General features: G+C 67.6%; 19 protein-coding genes and 1 tRNA gene. 10 read left to right on the plus strand and 10 right to left on the minus strand.

Going from position 1 to position 22434, the window contains the following annotated elements; genetic code table 11:
- Positions 1-176: 176 nt before the first annotated feature.
- The 3 genes from NMI01S_RS08945 to NMI01S_RS08955 are packed head-to-tail and all read left to right on the plus strand — an operon-like array spanning position 177 to position 3284.
- Positions 177-1406, plus strand: coding sequence for a PucR family transcriptional regulator (locus NMI01S_RS08945; protein WP_062995462.1), 1230 nt, complete (start codon positions 177-179; stop codon positions 1404-1406).
- Positions 1407-1428: 22 nt separating this feature from the next.
- Positions 1429-2664 carry a PucR family transcriptional regulator gene (locus tag NMI01S_RS08950; protein ID WP_062995463.1) on the plus strand — a complete coding sequence of 412 codons (1236 nt, stop codon included), beginning with the start codon at positions 1429-1431 and terminating at the stop codon, positions 2662-2664.
- Positions 2665-2675: 11 nt separating this feature from the next.
- On the plus strand, positions 2676-3284 hold the full coding sequence (locus tag NMI01S_RS08955) for a hypothetical protein (RefSeq protein ID WP_062995464.1): 609 nt from the start codon (positions 2676-2678) through the stop codon (positions 3282-3284).
- Here the strand turns inward: NMI01S_RS08955 and NMI01S_RS08960 are convergent.
- The 3 genes from NMI01S_RS08960 to NMI01S_RS08970 all read right to left on the minus strand — a co-directional run bounded on the left by NMI01S_RS08960 (position 3197) and on the right by NMI01S_RS08970 (position 7371).
- On the minus strand, positions 3197-4708 hold the full coding sequence (locus NMI01S_RS08960) for an amino acid permease (protein WP_062995465.1): 1512 nt from the start codon (positions 4706-4708) through the stop codon (positions 3197-3199). The two genes, NMI01S_RS08955 and NMI01S_RS08960, sit on opposite strands and share 88 nt — an antisense overlap.
- Positions 4709-4796: 88 nt before the next feature.
- Entirely contained in the window at positions 4797-5993 is a 1197-nt protein-coding gene (locus NMI01S_RS08965) for a phosphotransferase enzyme family protein (protein ID WP_157126100.1), read from the minus strand.
- A 13-nt stretch (positions 5994-6006) separates the two neighbouring features.
- A complete protein-coding gene (locus tag NMI01S_RS08970) occupies positions 6007-7371 on the minus strand; it encodes a purine-cytosine permease family protein (protein ID WP_063920680.1) in 1365 nt (454 codons plus the stop codon).
- Between the two features lie 129 nt (positions 7372-7500).
- Between NMI01S_RS08970 and NMI01S_RS08975 the strand changes: the two genes are divergently transcribed.
- Together NMI01S_RS08975 and NMI01S_RS08980 are read left to right on the plus strand one after the other, a co-directional pair.
- Positions 7501-8760 carry a glycosyltransferase 87 family protein gene (locus tag NMI01S_RS08975; protein ID WP_062995468.1) on the plus strand — a complete coding sequence of 420 codons (1260 nt, stop codon included), beginning with the start codon at positions 7501-7503 and terminating at the stop codon, positions 8758-8760.
- A 136-nt stretch (positions 8761-8896) separates the two neighbouring features.
- Complete coding sequence (locus NMI01S_RS08980; RefSeq protein WP_062995469.1) at positions 8897-9760, plus strand: N-acetyltransferase; 864 nt, start codon at positions 8897-8899, stop codon at positions 9758-9760.
- A gap of 31 nt (positions 9761-9791) precedes the next feature.
- On the opposite strand, the gene NMI01S_RS08985 is transcribed toward NMI01S_RS08980, so the two are convergent.
- On the minus strand, positions 9792-10616 hold the full coding sequence (locus NMI01S_RS08985) for an alpha/beta fold hydrolase (RefSeq protein ID WP_062995470.1): 825 nt from the start codon (positions 10614-10616) through the stop codon (positions 9792-9794).
- A 117-nt stretch (positions 10617-10733) separates the two neighbouring features.
- On the opposite strand from NMI01S_RS08985, the gene NMI01S_RS08990 reads away from it, so the two are divergent.
- Positions 10734-11594 (plus strand): DUF1266 domain-containing protein, encoded by an 861-nt coding sequence (locus tag NMI01S_RS08990; RefSeq protein ID WP_167669884.1) that lies wholly within the window; start codon positions 10734-10736, stop codon positions 11592-11594.
- Positions 11595-11601: 7 nt separating this feature from the next.
- Here NMI01S_RS08990 and NMI01S_RS08995 read toward each other — a convergent pair whose 3' ends face one another.
- Positions 11602-12483 carry a hypothetical protein gene (locus NMI01S_RS08995; protein WP_062995472.1) on the minus strand — a complete coding sequence of 294 codons (882 nt, stop codon included), beginning with the start codon at positions 12481-12483 and terminating at the stop codon, positions 11602-11604.
- Positions 12484-12893: 410 nt separating this feature from the next.
- Between NMI01S_RS08995 and NMI01S_RS09000 the strand changes: the two genes are divergently transcribed.
- Both NMI01S_RS09000 and NMI01S_RS09005 read left to right on the plus strand, forming a co-directional pair.
- Entirely contained in the window at positions 12894-13952 is a 1059-nt protein-coding gene (locus tag NMI01S_RS09000; protein WP_084512768.1) for a phosphatase PAP2 family protein, read from the plus strand.
- 252 nt (positions 13953-14204) lie between these two features.
- Complete coding sequence (locus NMI01S_RS09005) at positions 14205-15674, plus strand: MDR family MFS transporter (RefSeq protein ID WP_062995473.1); 1470 nt, start codon at positions 14205-14207, stop codon at positions 15672-15674.
- Between the two features lie 55 nt (positions 15675-15729).
- Here the strand turns inward: NMI01S_RS09005 and NMI01S_RS09010 are convergent, their stop codons facing one another.
- Positions 15730-16947, minus strand: coding sequence for a cytochrome P450 family protein (locus tag NMI01S_RS09010; protein WP_084512769.1), 1218 nt, complete (start codon positions 16945-16947; stop codon positions 15730-15732).
- A 237-nt stretch (positions 16948-17184) separates the two neighbouring features.
- Here NMI01S_RS09010 and NMI01S_RS09015 point away from each other — a divergent pair, with 237 nt between their 5' ends.
- Complete coding sequence (locus NMI01S_RS09015) at positions 17185-18402, plus strand: acyl-CoA dehydrogenase family protein (RefSeq protein WP_062995475.1); 1218 nt, start codon at positions 17185-17187, stop codon at positions 18400-18402.
- A 38-nt stretch (positions 18403-18440) separates the two neighbouring features.
- On the opposite strand, the gene NMI01S_RS09020 is transcribed toward NMI01S_RS09015, so the two are convergent.
- A complete protein-coding gene (locus tag NMI01S_RS09020) occupies positions 18441-18821 on the minus strand; it encodes a DoxX family protein (RefSeq protein WP_062995476.1) in 381 nt (126 codons plus the stop codon).
- Positions 18822-18982: 161 nt separating this feature from the next.
- Positions 18983-19750 carry an alpha/beta fold hydrolase gene (locus NMI01S_RS09025; RefSeq protein ID WP_245716780.1) on the minus strand — a complete coding sequence of 256 codons (768 nt, stop codon included), beginning with the start codon at positions 19748-19750 and terminating at the stop codon, positions 18983-18985.
- 291 nt (positions 19751-20041) lie between these two features.
- On the opposite strand from NMI01S_RS09025, the gene NMI01S_RS09030 reads away from it, so the two are divergent.
- A complete protein-coding gene (locus tag NMI01S_RS09030; RefSeq protein ID WP_062995478.1) occupies positions 20042-20623 on the plus strand; it encodes a hypothetical protein in 582 nt (193 codons plus the stop codon).
- A gap of 142 nt (positions 20624-20765) precedes the next feature.
- On the opposite strand, the gene NMI01S_RS09035 is transcribed toward NMI01S_RS09030, so the two are convergent.
- Positions 20766-20839, minus strand: a tRNA-Leu gene (locus tag NMI01S_RS09035).
- 56 nt (positions 20840-20895) lie between these two features.
- Positions 20896-22371 (minus strand): peptide MFS transporter, encoded by a 1476-nt coding sequence (locus tag NMI01S_RS09040; RefSeq protein WP_062995479.1) that lies wholly within the window; start codon positions 22369-22371, stop codon positions 20896-20898.
- Positions 22372-22434 lie beyond the last annotated feature (63 nt).

The following is a 22434-nucleotide window of genomic DNA, read 5'->3' on the forward strand; positions in this document are numbered from 1 at the left end:
CTGCCGGCACACCGGAATCGTTCTCGGCGGCCCGATTCCAGCGTCATCGGCATCGACGGGAAAGTCACTGCACTCGGATACACAGATCCGGCGGCGGGATTTGTCGCGGGAAACGAATTCTTGTCGCGGTGCCGCGACCTCTTGCCGCGGCCCATGTCGCCCGCGACAATCGGCGCATGCCGGTTGCCGTCAATTCCGCACCCCCGAGTCTCGCCGCGCGCATGCTCGACCGACTGCCGCAGTTCGCCGAACGCGTCCTGGCCTCCGGCCTGGGTATCTCCGCATCGGCCGCCGATCTGCCCGCGGATCATTTCGCCGAGGTGCTTCCGGCCATCTACGGATGTGCGCACGCTTTCCTGCACTCCATCGCGCAGCAGCGAGAATTCCCCCGTGCGGAGGTCGCCACCTTCGTGCAACCCGTGATCGAGCGGCATGCGGAGGACCGGCTGCCCCTGCCGCTGCTGATGGAGGCCGTGCACCGCTCCGGCCAGCAGGTGCTGCGGGAGGCGGTGGCGGTGAGTGGGCCCGCGGATGTGGACCAGCTGATCGAGTTCGGTTCGCGCGCACTCGAATTGCTCATGCACATCAATCTGATCACGGTCGAGGGGTATGCGGCGGTCGAGCACTCGATCTACCATCCGGAACGGGAGGCCAGGCGCGCCCTGTGCGCGGCGCTGGTGGGCGGACAGCCGGCCGAGGAGCAGGCGGCGCGCGCCGATACCGCACTGGCCGAACAGTATTCGGTGCTCGCCGTGCAGGTGCGCACGGACCCGCAACCGGCCGCCGCCGCGAATCTCGTTGTCCGCCGTCGCATCCGCATCCTGCAACGCGTTCTGGATCGGGTGGTCGGACCGACCGCACTGCATACCTTCGACGGGGACACCGCGATCGTGCTGCTCCCCGGCGTTCGCGAGTGGCCGGAGAGCGCCGGCGCGGAGTTGGCCACCGAACTCGCCGAACAGTTCGGCACCGATGTCCTCGTCGCCGAAACCCCGTGCACCAGGCGAGAATCCGTGCCGGAAGCGGCACACCAGGCCGCGGAAGTGGCCCAGCTGGCGCACATGTCCGGGCGGCCGACCGGGGTGTACCGGCTCGACGACCTGCTGCTGGAGTATCAGCTCACGCGGCCCGGCGTGGCTCGCGACCGCCTGGCCGAGCGGATCGAACCGTTACGCCAGGCACCGCATCTCATGGAGACGCTCGACGCTCATCTGCGCCACGGCTCCGATCGCAAGGCGGCCGCCGCCGAAATCCACATCCACCCCAACACGTTCAGTTATCGGCTGCGCCGTATCGGCGAACTGACCGGCGCCGACCCGAGCGAGCCGAACGGATCACGATTGCTGTCCGCGGCGCTGGTCGCCCATCGATTGCGTCCGGCGCCCGGCCGGCCGGTCACATCCTGAGCAGTGAGAAGGTAGTACGACGATGAACGCCCGCCCCCGCCACGACGTCCGGGTGCTCTCCCGCCAACTGGTCGGGCATTTCGCCGAACACGTAGCACCCTGCTCCACACTGCCCGGTGACGCCCTGCACGGCGACATCACCGCGGTGACCAGGGTCTGCCTGGAACTGACCGTCGACATCCTCGAGGGCCGCGAACCGGACGAGAAGGTCGGGCGCCTGCAGCGCGCGGCCGCGAACTGGGCACGCGAGGGTATCCCGATCGACACCGTGCACCACGCGGTGCACGAGGGTTTCCGGCTGGCCTTCGATCTGCTGCTCACCCAGACCGATCCGAAGCAGCGGCCCGAGAATCCGGCGCAGCTGCTGTTGCGGATTCTCGACACCATCACCCCGGCGGTAGCGCTCGCCTACGTGCGCGAACATCAGGCCGCGGTCACCGAACACCACACCGCGGTGCACACGCTGGTCTCGGCACTGCTGGCCGGGCACCCCACCTCGACCATGGCCCGCGCGAGCGGGATCGAGATCGAACCGGCGTATGTCGTGGTGGCGATGAGCATTCCGCCGCACCCCGACGAATCCCATCCGAACGTGGACGGGAAAGTGGTGGCGCGCCGAAAACTGCGCCGGTTGCAGACCGCCCTGGCCAATCGCGGGGGTGGACGGGTGCTGTCGTTGCTCAGTGTGGACGGCGGCACGATCCTCGTCCCGGAGGCGATGTTCGGCGAGGACGAACTCGGCGAGCTGATCGCCGGACTGTCGGAGGCGGCCCAGGTCGGACTCACCGCCACCGCGCTCGCGACGCCCACCGAGCAGATCTCCGCGGCCGCCGACCGCGTGCACGAACTGCTCGACACGGTGCTGCGGCTGGCCAGCCCGCCCGGCCTGTACCGGTTCGCGGATCTGGCGATGGAATACCAATTGACCCGTCCCGGGCCGGGTTTGGAGCGACTGGGCACGCTGCTGGATCCGCTCGACGACCACCCGGATCTGCTCGAGACGCTACGGCGGCATATGGCCACCGGGCTCTCCCGCCGCCGCACCGCCCGGCAGTTGCAGGTGCACACCAACACCGTCGACTATCGGCTCAAAAGGATCGGACAACTCACCGGGCTGGACCCCTCGCAACCGAGCGGCCTCTGGTATCTGCGGGCCGCGCTGGTGGCGCGCACCTATCGCGACGCCGAGGGACCGCCGGTGGCCGAGGTCGCGGATCATTCGCCGGACGGTATGGGCAAAACGTTTGCTAGGAGGTAGCCTGTGTCGCGATGGCTACCACTGCGCAATTGCGGGCCGCGCTGGCGGTACTGCACGCCGATACCGACGAAGCCGCCGAGCAGGCCCGTATTTCGGAAATGTCCGGAACCGATTCGGCCGGGGTCGAACATGCCCTGCTCGCCGGTTTGCTGTACCGCCTGATGGGCGATGATCTGCGGCACTCCCTGACCGGCGCCCCCGATCTCACCGCACTCGAGGAGCGGGCCCGCGCCGCCGGGCCGGGCACCGTCACCGACGCCACCGAGGATCGAGAACACCGCGAAGAGCAGTGTGCGCAGGCACATTTCGAGGCGTACTGGCTCGCCCATCGGATCGCCGGCCTGCATTTCACCACCGTGCCCTCGGCCCCGGCGCTACAGGCGGCCGCACACACCGCCGAGGCCACCCGCACGCTGCTGCGCATCCATCGCGATCTGCTGCACGCGCCGGACACCGGGCACCCGGCGTGGGAGGTGGTGATCGATCAGCTCGATCAAGCCCGCGCCCTGGCCGTGGCGGCGTATGCGGACACTCAGCCTTCCGCCCCGTGGCCCTCGGACGCCGGCGCGGGAGCGCCGGAGACCGGTGTCGACCGCAGCACCGAATGCCGCACACCGTAGGTGAAGTAGACGACCAGCCCGATCACCATCCAGATCAGGAATCGCAGCCAGGTCTCCACCGACAGATTCAGCATCAGCCACAGGCACGCGAGCACGCCGAGAATCGGAATCAGCGGCACCAGCGGAACCCGGAATCCGCGCGGCAGATCGGGGCGGGTGCGCCGCAGGATCAGCACGCCGATCGACACCAGCACGAAGGCGAACAGCGTGCCGATGTTGACCATTTCCTCCAGCGTGCCGAACTGGACGAATCCGGCCAGCACGGCACACACCACACCCACACCGACGGTGAGCGTCACCGGTGTGCCGAAACGGCTGGTGCGGGCCAGGCGGCGCGGAAGCAGCCCGTCGCGCGCCATCGCGAACAGCACCCGGGTCTGGCCCAGGTAGAGAACCATCACCACCGTCGTCAGACCGGCCAGCGCACCGACGGAGATGATGTTCTTCGCCCAGGTCACCCCGTGCAGGCCGAAGGCGGTGGCGAGGGTCGCATCGTTCCCGGACAGGGCGGTGTAGGGCACCATGCCGGTCAGCACGATGGTGACCGCGACGTAGAGGATGGTCACGATCAGCAGCGAACCCAGAATGCCGCGCGGCACGTTGCGCTGCGGATTCTTGGTCTCCTCCGCGGTGGTGGCCACGACGTCGAAGCCGATGAACGCGAAGAACACCAGGCTCGCCGCGGCCAGCAGCCCGTACCAGCCGAAGGTGCTGTTGCCGGCCCCGGTCAGCCAGGAGAACAGCGACTGGTGCAGGCCCTCACCGGCATCGCTCGGCTGCGACGGCGGGATGTACGGCTTCAGGTTGGAGGGTTTGAAATAGGTCAGCCCGACCACGATGACGACCGCGATCACCGCCAGTTTGATCGCGACCGCGATCGCCGACACTCGCGAGGACACCTTGGTGCCGATCGCGAGCAGCACCATCAGGATGACGATCAACAGGGCTGCGCCCCAATCGAATTCGACGGAGCCGATATGCACTATCGGTGAGCGCGAGCCCATCACCTCGCCCAGATACTGCGACCAGCCCTTCGCGACAACCGATGCGGCGAGGGCGAATTCGAGGATCAGGTCCCAGCCGATGATCCATGCCGCCAGCTCACCGAAGGTCGCGTACGAGAAGGTGTAGGCACTGCCCGCGACCGGGACGGTGGAGGCGAATTCGGCGTAACACAGTGCGGTGAGACCGCAGGCGATGGCGGCGAAGACGAAGGCCAGCGAGACCGACGGCCCCGCCACATTGCCGGCCGTGCGGGCGGTCAGCGTGAAGATGCCCGCGCCGACGACCACGGCGACGCCGAAGACGGTGAGATCCCAGGCGGTCAGATCCTTGCGGAGTTTGGAATCGGGTTCATCGGTATCCCGGATCGATTGTTCGACCGATTTGGTTCGTAGCAGTCCACCCCACCGGGGGTTCGGCACCGATCCGGCCGTGTCCTGCGTTGGCGTCGGCTCAGCCACACCCGTCTCCTCCGTTGTCACCGTTCCCCCGTGACCCGCAGACAGCAACCTAACAGCACTCGGCAGTCAGTCGTCGCAACATGGTCGTGAAGGCCTTGCCCTCGGCCGATGCGGCCCAAACCGAGCGACCGAGAAAGTAGTTACGGTAAGCGATCCGGGCATTGCGCACCTGCCGACGAGGCGGAATCGTAAGAAAGTAATCGATTTCGGACAATTCGTAGACGATGTGCACGAGTGGGAAGAGGTCCGGCAGGACCTCGCGCTCGACCCGGTGCAGCGGCCGGATCTCGCCGTAACCTCGCAGGAACGCGGCGAGCTGAGCGGCCTGCACGCGGGCCGGGCCGCCCGCCGCGACCGAGAGCCAGTCGATCGCGAAGCGTTCGATCGCGGTGGCGATATCGAAAACGGCGACGGTCCGATTCGCGAGACCGAAATCCAGGACGGTGGCGATTCCGCCGTCCGACCAGAGCAGATTCGTGCCGTGCCAGTCGTTGTGGGTCCACAGCACGGGCAGCGTCGCGACCGCGGCGGCCAGCTCGGATCCGGAAAGACGAGCGGCACCCGTCGAGCGCGGCCGAGCCGGCGACAGTCCCGCCCGCGCCGCATCCCGGTGTTGCCCGCTCAGGAAACGGCCGACCACCGGACGGGCGGCGACGTAACGGTCGACGGCGACGTCCGGATCGGTGCACAGCCCGGCCAGCAGCGGATGCGGCGGGCGCTCCGGCGCGTCGAATCCCACCGCGGCGAGATGCAGGCGCGCGAGCATCGCCCCGGCCGCGGTCGCCTCGGCCACCGAGTGATAGGGACTCCACGAGAAGTCGTCGCGGTACCGGTCCTCGCCCGCCCCGAGTTCCTGAATTTCGTAGGTGAACTCGCCGTGCTCCGCCGCCCGCACCCGCGGGATCGGAATGCCTTGTGCGCGAAGGTGATTCATGAACGCATGCTCGGGCGCGAGCGTCGCGGGATCACGCAGCGCCGACGGCATCCGCTTCACCACGACCCGTGTTCCGTCGCCCAGCCGCACCCGGGCCGTGGACGACAGCGGACGCCGGCTGCGCCATTCGATCACGGGTGTCGCGCCAGACTCCGCGAACAGGTCTCCCAGTTCGCCGGGAGTCAGCGGCGAGAAGGCCGGTGCGACGAGCCCACTTTCACCCATCGCGAAGACCTGCTCCGCCGCGGACTCGTCTCCCGCCCTCGCGGGTTCGTCCGAACCCGCGGCGGGTCCCGCGGGCCGGGAGGTCACGCCGCCGCCCAGCTCAGGACGTTCGCTCCGGCTCGGCCCGGTCGGGCACACGCTCCAGACGGGCCAGCCCACCGGTGCACGCGGCCGCGGCCAGGAACGAATACAGCGACGCGGAGGACCACCAGCCCGGGTGCACACCGACCATGTCCTGTACCCGCAGCCAGATCGTCGCCCACCAATCCACCGACCCCGGATTGAGCACCTGGTACACGACGAAGCCCAGCAACCACGGCAGCAGCAGGAGCGGACGGGCCGGAGCGGTTTCGGACAGATCCCACCCGCGGCGGCCGCGGCCGAAGAAGTAGTCGACCACCAGCACCGCGCACAGCGGTACGAACACCGAGCCGATCAGCAGCAGGAAATTCGAGAATCCGGTGAAGTCCCGCACGCCCATCGCCAGCGCGGTCGCGAGCGCACCCACCGCCGCGGCCAGGATGCGCCGATCCACGCGCGGCAACAGATTCTGCAGCGACATCGCGGTGGAGTACACATTGGCGAACGACTGATCCGATTCCCGCAGCACGAGCACCGCGAAGAACAGCCATCCGGCCGCGACGCCGAGGAAGGTGTCGAAGATCCGGTCCGGATCGCCACCGGCTTGCAGCAGCGCGACGATGCCGAGCAGATAACACCAGGTCTGCGCGATCGAATAGCCGACCATCGTGGCGCCGGTGGCGGCGCGGACGCCGCGGGCGTGCCGGGTGTAGTCGGCGGCCAGCGGCACGAACGACACCGCCACCGCCAGCGCCGTGTCGACGCCCGGGAAGAATCCGCTCCACGAGGTGCCCGTCACCGGCGGCAGCGGTTGGCGCAGGAACTGAATCGTGAACCAGCCCATGGCCACGGCCACCGCGGCCGTCACGTACTTGCGCAGAATGTGCAGCACGTTCAACGGCCAGATCGCCATCGCGGTACACAGCACACCGGCACCGATGATCACCGCGATGTGCGGCAGCTTCCCGTGGGTGAGGGCCGCGACCCCGCCCGCGATCACGGTCAGCTCGAACACGCCCCAGCCGATGCACTGCACGATGTTGGCGACGGTCGGCACGTAGGACAGCCGGGTGCCGAACAGTCCGCGGAAGTTCGCCATCGCGGGCGCGCCGGTGCGCGCACCGACCGCGCCGGCGGCCGCCACCATCGCGGTGCCCAGCACGGTGCCCACCGCGGTGGCGAGCACGGCCGCCGCGACCGGCAACTGAGGATGGCCGGCCGGCCACAGTACGTAGAAGGCGCCGGTGAAGCCGATCAGGCTCACCCCGAGATTGGCCCAGAACGCGGCCTGGTCCCCGAAGGACAAGGTGCGTGGCGGCGCGGTGGTCAGCAGCAGCGGGGCCTCGGCCGAGCGGTCTCCCGGCTGCTCGGGCAGAGTCGTCATAGCGGCATTCATGCTATCGGTGTGTCCGGTGGAAATTCGCCCCCAGCTTCGCTCCGGGGCCCGGAGTCGGTAACCTCGTCCCGGATGGTTAGCGTCTCCACACCCGCCCGGCCGCTGCCGGAGCCTCGCATGCCGGGAGCCCACCGCATCGGTCGGCTCGTCTGGCTGGTTCCGGTACTGCTGGTCACCCTGAGCGTGTTCTGGCTGTTGCGGCCCAGCTGGCCGCTGCTGCCGATCAAGCGCGAATTCATCGACCTCCAGGTCTATCGCCTGGGCGTGCAGGCGATGTGGGACGGCGCCGATATGTACGGCAGTCTGCCGAAGACCACGCTCGGGATCAGCCTGCCGTTCATCTATCCGCCCTTCGCCGCGGTGGCGCTGGGCCCGTTCGCGCTGCTGCCGTGGAATGCCGCGGCGATCAGTTTCTTCGTGGTTTCCACACTGGCGCTGGCGATCACGCTCTATCTGGTGGCACGCCGGGTCTGGGGCAGCGGCGGCACCGAGGTGGTGCTGTGGGCGAGCGCCTGCGCGATTCCACTGGGCATGCTGCTGGAACCGGTGCATTCGACGCTGGACTTCGGACAGGTCAATCTGCTGCTGATGGTGCTGGTCGCGGCGGACTGCCTGCCCAAACGCACCCGCTGGCCGCGCGGCATGCTGGTCGGCATCGCCGCGGCGATCAAACTGACCCCGGCCGCGTTCGTCCTCTATTTCCTGGTGCGGCGTGACTATCGCTCGGCGATCACCGCGGCGATCACCGGTGCCGTCGCGAGCGGTATCGCCTTCGCCGTGATGCCGCGCGAATCGGTGAAGTACTGGTTCGGCGGTATGGGCAATGTCTCCGGGCTCAGCGGTTCGGCCTTCCGGACCAATCAATCGATTCAGGGCGTGCTGTCGCGCTTCCAGGTCCCCGAACCGGCCTTCACCGCCCTGTGGGCGCTGCTGAGTCTGGCGCTCCTGGTCCTGGTGGTGGCGGCGATGCGGCGCGCGGTCGCCGATCCGGCGCTGGCCCTGGCCTTCAATGCCGTCTTCACCCTGCTGGTTTCGCCGATTTCGTGGTCGCACCACTGGGTGTGGATCGCGCCCGGCCTGCTGGCCGCCATCGGTGTGGCGACTCGGCTGCCGCGACGGACGGCGATGATCTGGTACGCGATCATCATCGCGACCGCGGTCGTGTTCACCATCGGCCCGCAGAACTGGGAACCCGGCGACGACAACCGCGAACTGGCCTGGACGCCGTGGCAGCATCTGGTCGGCGACACCTATGTGTGGCTGAGCGTGCTGCTGGTCGCCCTGTACGTCGTGACCGGACCGCGGCCCACGACGCAGGAACCGCTGTTGCCCGCGTCGCTGCGTTCGCTGCGGACCAAGGTGCCCACCGAGTCCTGAGCCGACACGCCAGGCGCAATCGATCGGTAAATCTTCGACGCACCGTCCGCCAGCTGCGACCCGGTGACGGCGACACACCACCGGTGTTTCTGCAACACCCCGGTCACGCTGCACTTTCGTCGTACCGTAGATAAATATGGACGACACCACGCCGACCGCGGAAGGTGATGCCACCCGCCCGGATCGGCAGCTGATCCAGCGGCGAGAGCAAGCCTGGAGCAACTACCAGCAGGCGTGCGCCGAACTCGCCGGTACCCGGATCCGCGCCAATCTCGACGGATGGAAACGCTGGCTGCGCATCCTGCCGGGCGCGGCGGTCGATCAGGCCGAACGCCGCCGCGACGAGATCCGCGCCGAACTGGCCCGCCATTGCGTCGGTGCCGACGACCATGTGTGGGGCGTGCTGTCGGGCGGCGACACCGGAACCTTCGGCGGCTGTTTCGGCCTCGAGCACACCATCGGTCAGCTGACCGAGGTCTACGGCAGGACCGACTCGCACTGGGTGCGCGCACTGCGCGAGACGGCCCGCCGGACCACCGACATCCGGCCGCTCGCCGCCGACGGGGACCGTTCGGCCGTCAGCGACCTCACCGAGCGCGTGGTGCAAGCCGTCCGTATGGCGCCCGACGAGCAGGCCCGGCGCCGGCTCACCGTCCACCTGCCCGGCGAGGTGCGTCCGGTGCCCGCGGATCCGGCGACGCTGGCCGAGAAGCAGGGACCGGCAGCGGTCCAGTTCGAAATCTATGCGAGCACGATCAAAATCGACCACATCGACGTGATTCCACCGCTGCGCCGGATGGGCCTGGGCACCGCGACGCTGCGCCATCTGTGCCGGACCGCCGACGCGCACGGCATGCATATCGTCGCGCAGCTGGTGCCCACCTTCCGCGACGACGATTCGGCGGTCCCGATTCTGGCGCGCTGGTTCCGCGAACAGGGTTTCGAGGTGACCGAACGGCTGGGCGGGCGGGTCGTCCGGGCCCCCGCCAGCATCCGCTAGCCGGCCATCGCGAACGTCGTGCTGAGCCCGATCACCGTGCGCGCGTGAGGAATTCACCGATCGCCGGGGCGAGTTCGGCGGCGACCGGATCGTTGCTCACGCCGGGCAGCTCCCGCAATTCGGCATTCGGGAGCACCTCGGCCATCTTCTTGGCTCCCTTGGTGAGCGCCGGAGCGGAACGATCGCCGATCAGCAGCAGCGTCGGCTGGGTGAGCGCGGCCCAATCCTCCGGCTGGATGGTCTCGCCGCGCGAAAACGGTTTCAGCACAGCGAAATCGTGGGCCGTCGAATCGGCGGTGGCGACCAGCTTCTTCCACACCGACGACATCCGCATCACCGCGACGACCAGACCCGGCACGCCCATCACCTTGGTCATGTAATACCGGACCGCACCGCCACGCTTGCCCGCCGCGATGCGCTCACGCAATTTCTCCTCCGCGTCCTTGGGCGGCACGTGATCCTTCGGGTCGACCACGAACGGCGGTTCGAAGGCGACGACATCGGTGACCCCCGTGATCGCGCCCGAGCGCGCGGCCAGCAGCGCCAGGATCGCGCCCGAACCCCAGCCGAACAGGGCGGCCGAGCCGCCCTCGGCCTCGACCAGGGCACGAATGTCGGCGATCTCGTTGGCACTGTCGTAGACACCCGGGGAGTCCGCGCTGTCGCCGCGGCCGCGCCGGTCGTAGTTGAGCACGCGCAGGCCGTAGTTCTCGGCCAGCGCCCGCGCCAGCTCGACGGTGTTGGGGACCTGCCGATAACCGAATGCGCCGCTGATCAGCACGACGGTTCCCGCACTGCCGGAACCGATCCGGTCGAACGCGATGGTGGTGCCGTCCTGCGACGTCACGGTCTGCATGTCCTACTCCTTCGCGGGCCGGGGTTCGGTTCGAAAGTACGCGATGGGTTCGCGAGCACCGGCAGGGCCGGTCGGTAGGCTCGCACGGACAGTATTCACGGGCGAGGGGGTGCAGTGGTGACGATCATCGCCGGACCGCACGGACTGCCGCGCATCAGCGGATTTCCGAGTTCGGATTTCGATCCCGGCTCGGACAAGTGGTCGGGTGTCGCCATCGGCGAGGATCGCATCCGGGCGCTGGCCATCGGCGCGTACTACGGCCGCAGCTGGAGCTCCTACAACGACACCGTCGCCTTCCAGCCCGAACACCCCGGAAGTTCGGAGACCCGGCGCGAATCCACCATCGAGGGCCTGCACGAATCGTGGGGCGTCGACAACGCCGAGGATGCGCGCGACACCATCGGCCGGCTGCTGAGCGGGATGCACGCACCGCTGTTCGCGATGGTGCACCCGCTGGCGATCGCGGCCGCTCAGGACACCACCCGCGTCGACCGCACCGGCCTCGCCGACAGCCACCGCGAATTCCTGCACACCGTGTCCGAGGTGCGCGGCTATCGCGGGGTCAACGGCATCGACCGCGACTACGACGCCTGGTTGCAGGCCATCAAATTCGGCATCGTCGACCGGCTGCCGCAACCGCTGAACACCGACGCCACCGCCTGGGACCTGTCGCGCATCGTGTTCATCGCCCGGGCCGCGCACACCGCCGGATATCTGGACGAGGACGAGGCGTGGACGCTGCTGGGCCGCGCGCTCACCAAAGCCCAGCAGCACTACCGCAATTGGCGGCAGTTCGCGGCCGGCTTCCTCACCGGCGCCATCTTCTGGGCGGCCACCCAGGACCTCGCCGCGGCCAAGGAGCAGGTCGACGAGCGCCGCTGGATGATCCGCGGGCTGCTGATGCGCCCGTCGAGTCCGTGGCGGCGAGTGGCGCTGCATCCGGGCGCGCCGGTCTTCGGCCTCTCCCCGTTCCACTGACAGGCGGTTACTGCGGCATCGCGCGCAGAATGCCGACGCCCTCCCACTTGAACTGCTCGGTGTCGACCATGCCGAGTTTGCGCCGCTCCACCAGCAACTGCCATTCGCCGAACAGGTCCAGCGAGGACGGGCGCGCCATCACGATGGAGCCGTCGACATGTTCGATCTCGCAGGCCAGCCGCACGGCGCCGTCGACGCGCAGCAGATCCTCGGCCTCGGTGGAGACGAATTCCAGATCCGTATTGCCGTCCGAAATGCGCAGCGTCGCCACCGATCCGGGCGGCGCCGCGACATCTGTGCGATCCAGTGCGGCCACCGGGAACTCGTAGGTCGCGCCGGCCGAGACGAACAGCAGCCGCAGGGTGGTGATCACGACCAGTCCCGGCGCACCGCGATGGCCGCACGGCGCGCATTCGAGGACGTATTCGTCCGGGCGGGCGTAGGCGTGCAGGGCCGCCAGCTCCCGCGCGCACAGTCCCGGGGTGCGCATCCGCTCGGCCGCACGCGACACATCGGGGCGGATCGGGCCGTAGTGCCCCGGAACCGGCCGGGGTGGAGCGAGATTCGGCCGCTGCCGCACGATCCGCCGCATCTCGAGCAGATCGTCGCCGATCGCGCGGACGAGTGTGGCCGCCTGCGTGAACACCTCGGGTTCGAGGAAGATCGTCGCCGGATTGCGACGGGTGGCAACGCCTTTGATCACATAGTCCGGCGCCCGGAAATACAGCAGGATCAGCAGGTCACCGCTGTCGGCTTCGGCGAGGCAGGCGTCGCGCAGATCGCAGACCCGCACATCCATGGCGACATCGTCGTCGACGCCCAGCGGTGTGGTGGTGATCCGCCCGTCGGCATATCTGACCGCGGCCCGACGCCCCCACACCTCCAGCACTGCCGCATCCTCCCCACTCCGACCCGGTGAGACCTCATCGGGGACGGATTCTACCGAGAGACCCCCCTCGGTCCGGGTATCCGGGGAACGCCGCTCAGAGGTTACCGGCGAACATGCTCGCGAGTCCGGTGGCGGTCGCCACGGCGGCGCTGCCCGTGCTGAGTGCGGCGATGAGAAGTGCGATGATCACGGCCCCGACCTTTCGTTATGGTGTATACGCTCGAAACGTACTGCGGCCCAACGGCCTTCACCACCGTGCGGGCGCGATTCACGGCAACCTCTGCGCCGATCGACAGCACATTGCCAGCAAGGCCGGCGCGGCGGTGTGTCGTCCGGGATCGCCGGTCCGGCGCGACACGCGAACCGGATGAGCGTGTCCGGCCCGTGAACTGGAGTGGCACACTGGCCGAATGCTCGGTGTACATCCGGAGACCACCGAAATCGCGGAGCCGACCGTCCCACGGCGGGTGATCCGCTACGCCGTACGGTTCGCCTACCTGGCGGCCCTGGCCGTGGCCTTGATCACCGGAGCACTTCCCGGTGGCCGCGTCCAGGAGGCGGCGTGGATGATCGGCGGGGTTCTCGCCTTCACCATCGACCGGCCCTGGCGCCAGCACATCCGGGTGCTGACCGACTGGCTGCCGCTGATCGCGGCGCTCATGGTCTACGACTACACCCGCGACCTCGCCGACAAACTCGGCATGCCGCTGCGCATGCACGAACTCGTCGACATCGACCGCTGGATGTTCGGCGGCACCCTGCCGACTATCTGGTTGCAGGACCATCTGGCCGGCGACGGTCAGCCCTGGTGGACGCCGATCATCGGCGTCGTCTACACGACCCACTTCATCCTGCCCTGGGCCGTCGCGGCGATCTTCTACGTCTACTCCCGGCCGCTGTGGGTCCGGTATATGCGCCGGATTCTGCTGCTGTCGTATCTGGCGCTGGTCACCTATGTGCTGGTGCCCGCGGCGCCGCCCTGGTACGCCGGGCGCGAAGGAGCCATCCCGGAACACGTGCGCCGCATATCCGGTTTCGGGCTCGGCGTGGTCGATCCCGATGTGAGCGCGCAATGGCTCGAGGATCACGGCAACTACGTCGCGGCCGTGCCCTCGCTCCACACGGCGTTCTCGGTGCTGGTGGCCGCGACGCTGTGGCCGCTGACGCGACAGTGGTGGCTGCGCGCGATCCTGGTGGTCTATCCGTGCGCGATGGGCTTCACCCTCGTCTACGGCGGCGAGCACTGGGTCTTCGATGTGCTGCTCGGCGGTGTGTACACCGCGTTCACGATCCTCATCACCCGCATGTGGGAGAACTGGCGGGCCGGGCGGGCACTGCTCGGTCCGCTCCCCGCGGTCGGCCGCGGTGACGATTCGGAGGCGGCGATCTCCGCGTCATCGGAGGCGGACGGAACCGGAGCGGCCGTGGCGGTGCCGGCCGGTCCGACCGGACCCGCGAGTCCGCGATGAACCGACTGTGACGAGCGTCTCTCCGATCCGCACCGCACGGATCCGCCGCAGGTGAGCAGCCGTTTCTCGCGACTATCAGTGCACGTCGGGGCGGAAAATCGGGTGCTCGCCTGCCCGCTCCACCGGAATACTTGCGCGGCACCGATGAGTTGAGTGGGTCACGGTCGTCAGGTCTGGTGTGACGTTCGAGGCACTACAGGGGTGACTCGGCGTCGGTCAGACATTCTGCGTTCGCGACACCCGGAGGTACAGATGCCCGCCGAACCAGTCCATCGCCCGGCCGGGCGAAGAACCCCCGCGGTGATCCGGCTGCTGGTCCTCGCGACCTTCGTGGTGATCCTCAACGAGACCATCATGATCAACGCGATCCCCCGCCTGATGACCGATCTGCACGTCACCGAACGGTCCGCGCAGTGGGTGTCGACCGCGTTCATGCTCACGATGGCGGCCGTCATCCCCGTCACCGGATGGTTCCTGCAACGCGTCACCACCCGCCGCGCCTATGCGCTCGCGATGGGCGTCTTCCTCGCCGGCACCCTCTTGTCGGCCGCGGCGCCGTCGTTCGCGATTCTGCTGGTCGGGCGCGTCGTGCAGGCCGGCGGCACCGCCGTGATGATGCCGCTGCTCATGACGACCCTGATGACCGTGGTCCCCGAACACGACCGCGGCCGCGTCATGGGTAACGTCACCCTCGCCATCTCGGTCGCTCCCGCCATGGGTCCGGTCATCTCCGGCCTGGTGCTCCAGATCGGTTCCTGGCGTTGGCTTTTCCTGCTGGTGCTGCCCATCGCCGGTGCCGTGACCTTCTTCGGCCTGCGCAAACTGGAGAACGTCGGCGAGCCCCAGAGCGGTGCGATCGATTGGGCCAGTGTCGTTTTCGCGGCCCTGGGCTTCGGCAGCCTGGTCTACGGCCTCAGCCGGTTCGAGGTCGGCAACATCGTGATCCCGGCGCTGATCGTTGCGGCCGGTGTGGCCTTCATCGCGGTGTTCGCGGCCCGGCAGATTCGCCTGCAGCGCACCGGCTCTCCCCTGCTGGATCTGCGAATCCTGTTGTCCGGCACCTACACCAAGGCGCTCGTGCTGATGGCAGTCGCCTTCCTGGCGATGATGGGCTCGATGATCCTGCTGCCGCTGTACCTGCAGAACCTGCGATCGCTCTCGCCGCTGGAAACCGGTCTGCTGGTGATGCCGGGCGGGTTGGCGATGGGCCTGCTGGGCCCGACGATCGGGCGGCTGTTCGACCGCTTCGGCGGGCGCCTGCTGGTGATTCCCGGCGCGATCGGCATCACCGCGGCCCTGGCCGGTTTCACCCGCATCTCGCTGACCATGCCGTACTGGCAGCTGCTGGCACTGCACATTCTGTTGATGGTGTCGCTGGCCGCGGCCTTCACCCCGGTCTTCACCCTCGGCCTGGGCGCGCTGCCGCAGCATCTGTACTCGCACGGCAGCTCGATGCTCGGCACCCTGCAGCAGGTAGCCGCGGCCTTCGGCACCGCCCTGGTGGTCACGGTGATGACCGCCCGCGCCACCACGCTCACCGACCGCGGGATCGAACCGCTCGTCGCCCACCTTTCGGGTATGCGGCTGGCCTTCGCGATATCCGCCGGCCTGGCGGTGATCGTGATCGTGATGGCGGTGCTACTGCCCAATCGCTCGGCCTCGTCGGAGGCGGTCGTCCTCGATTCCGAGGATGTCGAGGACACCGAGATGGTCCGCGGCTGACCACGGACCGAAACGCCCGCGAGACCCTCTGCCGGTCTCGCGGGCGTTGTCGTGTTCAGCCGCGATCAGGACCCGGACGAACCGGCACCGACAGCGGACCCACCGTGAAGAACGAAGGGGTATAAGGGATTTCGGCCGGATCGACGGCCAGCGTCAGATCGGGGAACCGGCGATACAGGCTCGACAACCCGAGACGTCCTTCCAGCCGGGCCAGCGGTGCGCCGATGCAGTAGCGCGGTCCGTGCCCGAATCCGAGATGCGGCCGCGGCGGGCGGGTGATGTCGAATTCGTCGGCGGTCTCCCCGTGCTGCGCGGTGTCCACTCCGGTGGCTTGATAGACGACGCCGACCGCGTTCCCCTTCGGAATCGGAACCCCGTCGATCGTCACGTCCGCCAGCGTGAATCGGAAACTCGTCATCATCACCGAGTGCCGATAGCGCAGCGTCTCCTCCACCACGTCGGCCCACCGATCCTCCGCCTGCACCAAGGCCAGCTGATCGGGATGCCGGCCCAGAGCGACGACCGCATTCCCGAGCAGGTACACGGTGGTTTCGTGGCCGGCGATCAACATCAGCCACAGAATGGCGACCAGTTCGTCCGTGGTGAGCCGGTCGCCCTCGTCGCGTGCCCGGACCAGATCGGAAGTCAGATCATCCCCGGGCTCGTGTTGTTTGCGTTCGACCAGCTCGTAGAGATAGCCGCGCAGCGCCACCTGCGTCGAGAACGCCTCCTCGGCCGAAATCTCTTGCGACAGGGAGGTCAGCGTCCACTGCCGCAGCTGCGCCCGCTCCGATTCGGGTACGCCGAACAGCTCGCTGATCACCGCCATCGGCAGCGCGTCGCAGAACGCCGGCACCAGATCGACCCGATCCCCAGCGGCGGCTATACCGTCGAGCAGGCCGTCGATGATCGCCTGGATCCGCGGCTCCAGAGCCCGGACCCGCGCCGGAGTGAAACCCTTGCCGACCAGGCCGCGCAGTCGCCGATGGTCGGCGCCGTCCTTGGTCGACAGATGATCACCCTGCACGATCGCCCGGAACGGCCAGTCCTCGGGGATCGACCCGTCGTAGAGCGCGGGCCAGTGTTTCGGATCCCGGGCGAAGGTCTTGTTGTCGCCGGCGAGGATCTCCTCGACCGCCCGATGGGAGAGCGCGAGGTAGGCCGGAACCCCGCCCGGGAAGTCGACTTCGACCACCGGAGCGGTCTTGCGTAGGCGTAGGCAGGTATCGAGGGGACGTTCGTTCGCATCGGGAAAAGCAGGTCGGTTCGTCATCACGGAACCCTTCGACTGTCGACGTGACTGCGCACGCGAGGGATGAGACCTGTTGCCCGCGAAATCATCTCAGAGGACCGTCGAAGCCGGGCCGAGTCGAGCACCAGCCGTGGGGAGAGTGTGCACCGGCGCGCGATGGCGCGCAGCGCGCCGGGAAGCCGACGCGGCAGCCGTCCCGAATTAGAACGTGTTCTATATTTGAGGGAACCGTTCCGGCCATCCTCGGGAGTTGACGACATGTACAAGTGGTCCGACGAAGATCTGATGCTTCGCGACGCCGTGCGCGGCTTCATCAAGAAGGAAATCGAACCGCATGTCGACCGGCTCGAGAGCGGCGAGCTGCCACCGTTCGACATCATCCGCAAGCTGTACGCCACCTTCGGTCTCGACGAGATGGCGCGCGAGGGGCTGGCGAAATCCCTCGCTCGCGAGGAAGCCGGAACACCGGGGAAGTCCGGCGGGTTCAGCGGGTCCGGCAGTATGGGCGTCATCCTCAACAGCGAGCTGGCCGGAGTGAGCCTCGGCCTGGTCGCATCGATGGGCGTGAGCCTGGGCCTGGCTGTCGGCACCATTCGCAGCCGCGGCACTCTCGCGCAGAAGAAGCGCTGGCTGCCGGAGCTGGTGACGTTCGAGAAGGTCGGGGCCTGGGCGATCACCGAACCCGATTCCGGCTCCGACGCATTCGGCGGTATGAAGTCCTATGTGCGCCGCGACGGCGAGGACTACATTCTCAACGGCCGCAAAACCTTCATCACCAACGGCCCGTACGCAGACGTGACCGTCGTCTACGCCAAACTCGACGAGGAGGACGGCACCGACCGGCGCGACCGCAAGGTGCTGACCTTCGTCCTCGACAGGGGTATGCCCGGTTTCGTGCAGAGCGCGCCGTTCAAGAAGATGGGCATGAATTCGTCCCCCACCGGCGAGCTGGTCTTCGACAACGTCCGCCTGACGCCCGACCGCCTGCTCGGCGAGACCGAGAATCCCGCCAAGGGCGACGGCAAGGACAGCGCGAAGGAATCCTTCGCCGCCGAACGCATCGGCATCGCCTCCCTGGCACTGGGCATCATCAACGAATGTCACCGGCTCTGTGTCGATTACGCGAAATCGCGCACCCTGTGGGGTAAGGAGATCGGCCACTTCCAGCTCATCCAGCTCAAGCTCGCCGAAATGGAAATCGCCCGGATCAATGTGCAGAACATGGTCTTCAACGCCATCGAGCGCACCGCCGCCGGCGAATCCGTCTCCCTCGCCGAAGCGTCCGCGATGAAGCTCTACTCCTCCCGCGCCGCCACCGAGGTCGCCATGGAAGCGGTCCAGTTGTTCGGCGGCAACGGATACATGGCCGAGTACAAGGTGGAACAGCTTGCCCGCGACGCGAAGTCGCTGATGATCTACGCGGGCAGCAACGAGATCCAGGTGACGCATATCGCCAAGGGCCTGCTGAACGGTTAGTCCGCCAATTCGAGTCCGCGTCGGCCGATCCGTCCTGTTCAGATGCGCTGATCCGCGAGCTGCAATACCAGGCAGGCGACAGCCAAGGGCAGGAACAACCCCACAGCCAGATAGAAGGTCTGCGCATAGTCGGCGACCCGGATATGGGTATAGGCCGCGCAGACGAAGTAGAGCACCAAGCCGATCGCGGCGGCCGTACCCACGTACGGCACCCCGAGCACACCCAGCAGCAGCCCGGCAGCTCCCGCGAGTTTCAAGGTGCCGATCGGGAACGTGAGCCACGACTGGGGAATTCCGGCGGTCTCCATCGCGGGCGCCAACGTGGCCATGACCGGGGCGAATCGGGTGACGGCGGCGACCCCGGAGAAGGTGTTGGCGGCGATGGTGACGAGCATGACGGTCAGATAGGCGACGTACATCAGAGCCTCGCTCGATCGATAACTAATACGGTTTCCCAACTATATCGTTTTCATACGATATGAGATAGAGTGAAATCGCACACCACCACGACATACTCGGCCGGTTGGCTGCGCATCGCCCGATGCTCGCGAAGGGGGTTCGGATCGAAGAGGACCCTCGCTCAGTGGGAGTCACGGGCAGCCTGTTCGATCACCCCGGCCACCACATCGGGGTGGGAGACCGCGACGGAATGCGATGCGGCTACCTCGGTGACGTGGGCGTGGGCGCGTTCGGCCATGAACCGCTGCGCCGCGACCGGGATGTTCTTGTCCTCGGTTGTGATCACATCCCAGCTGGGCTTCTCCGTCCAAGCAGCCGCCGTGGCCCGCTCTTCCAGCGCGGACTGCGCGATCGGCCGTTGCGTGGCCGCCGTCAGGGCCGCGCGGTCCGAGGCGACATCGGCGGCGAACTGGTCGCGGAACTTGTCCTGCTGAATGTAGAGGTCTGTGCCGGTGCTGCCGTCGATATTCGTGACCGGCACGGCATCGAGCATGCCGGGCAAGGTGGACCCCGGGAACTGATTGGTAAGCCCCAAAGCCGTCTCCCCCGGTGCCGGCAGGAACGCCGCCACATAGACCAGGCCCTTGACCTGATCGTTCCCAGCGCCCGCCGCACTGATGACCGATCCGCCGTAGGAGTGCCCGACCAAGATCACCGGGCCGTTGATATGGCGGATCAACCCACGCAACCCGGTGGCGTCCGCGGCGGGCCCGCGGAGCGGATTCGCCGCGGCCACAACCGGATAGTGGTCGCTGCGCAGCTTCTCGATGACACCGTCCCAACTGGACGCGTCCGCGAACGCGCCGTGCTCCAGCACGATCGTCGGCTTCGGCGCATCCTCGCCGGGCCCTGCCTGGGATGCCGTTTCGGCGGCGCAGGCAACGGCCACACTCCCCGCGACGACAACCGCCGCGACCGCCGAAACCGTCCGTACAACGCGCCGCCGCGTGCGGCCACGTCCGACTACGACCATGTGATTACGCCCTTCGAACAAGTGGTGCGGATACGGATTCCACTGTGCGAGGCGGACCCGTCGCCAGGCATCCGTCGGATGACGCTGTCGGCGACGTAATCGGAGCCGGCCTCCCTGATTACGTCGTCATCAGCGTCATGCGACGGATGTCGCGATCGGATTCCCGGACGACAGTGAGGTTCTGTCGTTCCAACCGAGGAGAATCCGATGAGCACCCCCACCCTCGCTACCGTGAAAACCGAACGCGCCGCGCTGATCCGCCTGTACGCGAGCCGCGGCGTGCTCGCCCTCGCGTGGGCCGCCGCCTTCGCCGCCGCACACGAACCGCTCGATGCCCTCGCCGTCGCCTTGCTGGTGGCGTACCCGTTGATCGATGCCGTCTCGTCGCTGATCGACTACAAGGCGACCGATGCGGGCCCCGAACGCCGGGTAACCGCCTTCAACGCCGCCCTGAGCACCCTGGCCGCCGTCGCGGCCGGTATCGCCGCGATCACCGGCGGCGTAGCCGCATCCCTCGCCACCTTCGGCGCGTGGGCGGTCCTTTCCGGTGCGGCCCAGGTCGCCGTCGGCCTGTACCGCCGCGGCCCCGAACTGGGCAAACAGTGGCCGATGTTGATCGCCGGCGGCCTGTCGTTCCTGGTGGGCCTGTTCTACATCGGCCAATCACTGGGCGCCACACCGACATTGGATGTGCTGTCGGTATACGCGACCGGCGGCGGCGTCTTCTTCATCGCCGAAGCCGCGCTGCTCGTCTGGAAGGGACGATCGACTCCGGTTGCCGCCGGGTGATCCTCCACGACAACAGCCCATGCCCACGTATCCGCACCTGTCGCCCCGGATACGTGGGCAGACCCGCGTGCGGATGCCGACGAGGACGACGAAAACGACCCGGGCACAAGATGAAAAACGAAGCCCACCTGCACCTTCTCGGTGCCCCCGGTCGGACTCGAACCGACACTGTGCGGATTTTAAGTCCGCTGCCTCTGCCAATTGGGCTACGGGGGCGGCTGGGATAGCGTACCTAAGTCGTACGTCCGTCTCGGAATTGTCCGGGGATTTGCTCAGTGCACGCCTTCCATCAAGCGGCTGACCTGCGGGGCTAGGAAGTAAACGACGATTCCCACTGCGATCGCGACCAGGCCGGTGATGCCGAAGTAGGCGACTTCGTGGCTGGTGTCGTAGAACTCGGACAGGACGCCGGACATCGAGGTGCCGATGCCGACGGAGAAGAAGTAAAGGGCCATCATCTGGGCTCGGAAAGCCTCGGGGGCGAGCTGAGTGGTAACCGCGAGGCCGATCGGGGACAGCAGGAGTTCGGAGATGGCGAAGCCGGCCAGGATGACGAAGACGAGCAGGGCGGGAACGGTTTTGTCGTCGAAGCCGGCCAGGGGGACGAACAGGAGAAACGATGCGCCCATCCCCATCACGCCGTAGGCGAACTTTCGGGGCGTGGTGGGGGCTCGGGTGCCCAGGCGGGTCCACATGAGCGCGAACAAGGGCGACAGCACGATGACCCAGATCGGTTCCTCCGAGCCGATCCAGCTCGCCGGCGCGGTCCAGCCGAACAGCGTCCAGTTCATCCGCTCGTCGGAGTAGACGGCCAGCACCGTGAAGATCTGCTGGAACAGCGACCAGAACACGGCGTTGGCGATGAACAGCGGTATGAAGGCCCGCACTCGGACTCGTTCCACCGCAACCACTTTCGGACTGGTCAACATCAATCCGAAATAGAGTATCGATACCGCCGCGATCACGCCGGTGGTTACCCACGACAGATTCGACAACCGGACCAGCCCGGTCCACATCGCGAGCGCCACCACCACCGCGACGACCAGCAGGAAGGCGATCACCGTCCCGATCTGGCTGCGCGGCAACGGGTTCGGCACTTCCCGCCCGTGGGTACCCAGATTGCGCCGGAAGATCACGTACTGGGTGAGTCCGAGCGCCATACCGACCGCCGCCGCCCCGAATCCGTAGTGGAATCCGAGGTGGGTCTGCAGCAGTCCGGTGATCAGCGGGCCGACGAACGCGCCCAGGTTCACGCCCAGATAGAACAGCGTGAAACCGCCGTCGGCACGCGGGTCACCCTTCTCGTAGAGCGTGCCCAGCAGTGAGGACGCGTTGGCCTTCAACGCGCCGGAGCCGAGCGCGACGAGCACCAAACCCACCCCGACACCGGTCAATCCGGGCAGCACCGCCAGCGCGATATGCCCGGCCATCACTACGACGCCGCCGTAGAAGACGGTCCGCTCCATCCCGAGCACCCGGTCGGCCAGCCAGCCGCCGAGCACGGTCGACAGATACACGAGCCCGCCGTAGGCGCCGACGATGCCCGTGGCGGTGGATTTCTCCAGCCCGAGCCCGCCGTCGGTCACCGAGTAGTACAGGTAGTACCCGAGGATGGTGAGCATGCCGTAGAACGAAAACCGTTCCCACAGCTCCACTCCGAACAAGTTGACCAGCCCGATGGGATGGCCGAATATCGTGCGTGTCTCCGGTGCCGCCTGCTCTCCCGGGACGGGTTCCACCCTGCTCATGAGACGCAATTGTCCAGCAACGGGGGGCACCGATCGCGCAAAACGCCGATCACGCGGGGATGT

This window comes from Nocardia mikamii NBRC 108933, assembly GCF_001613505.1.
GTDB lineage: Bacteria > Actinomycetota > Actinomycetes > Mycobacteriales > Mycobacteriaceae > Nocardia > Nocardia mikamii.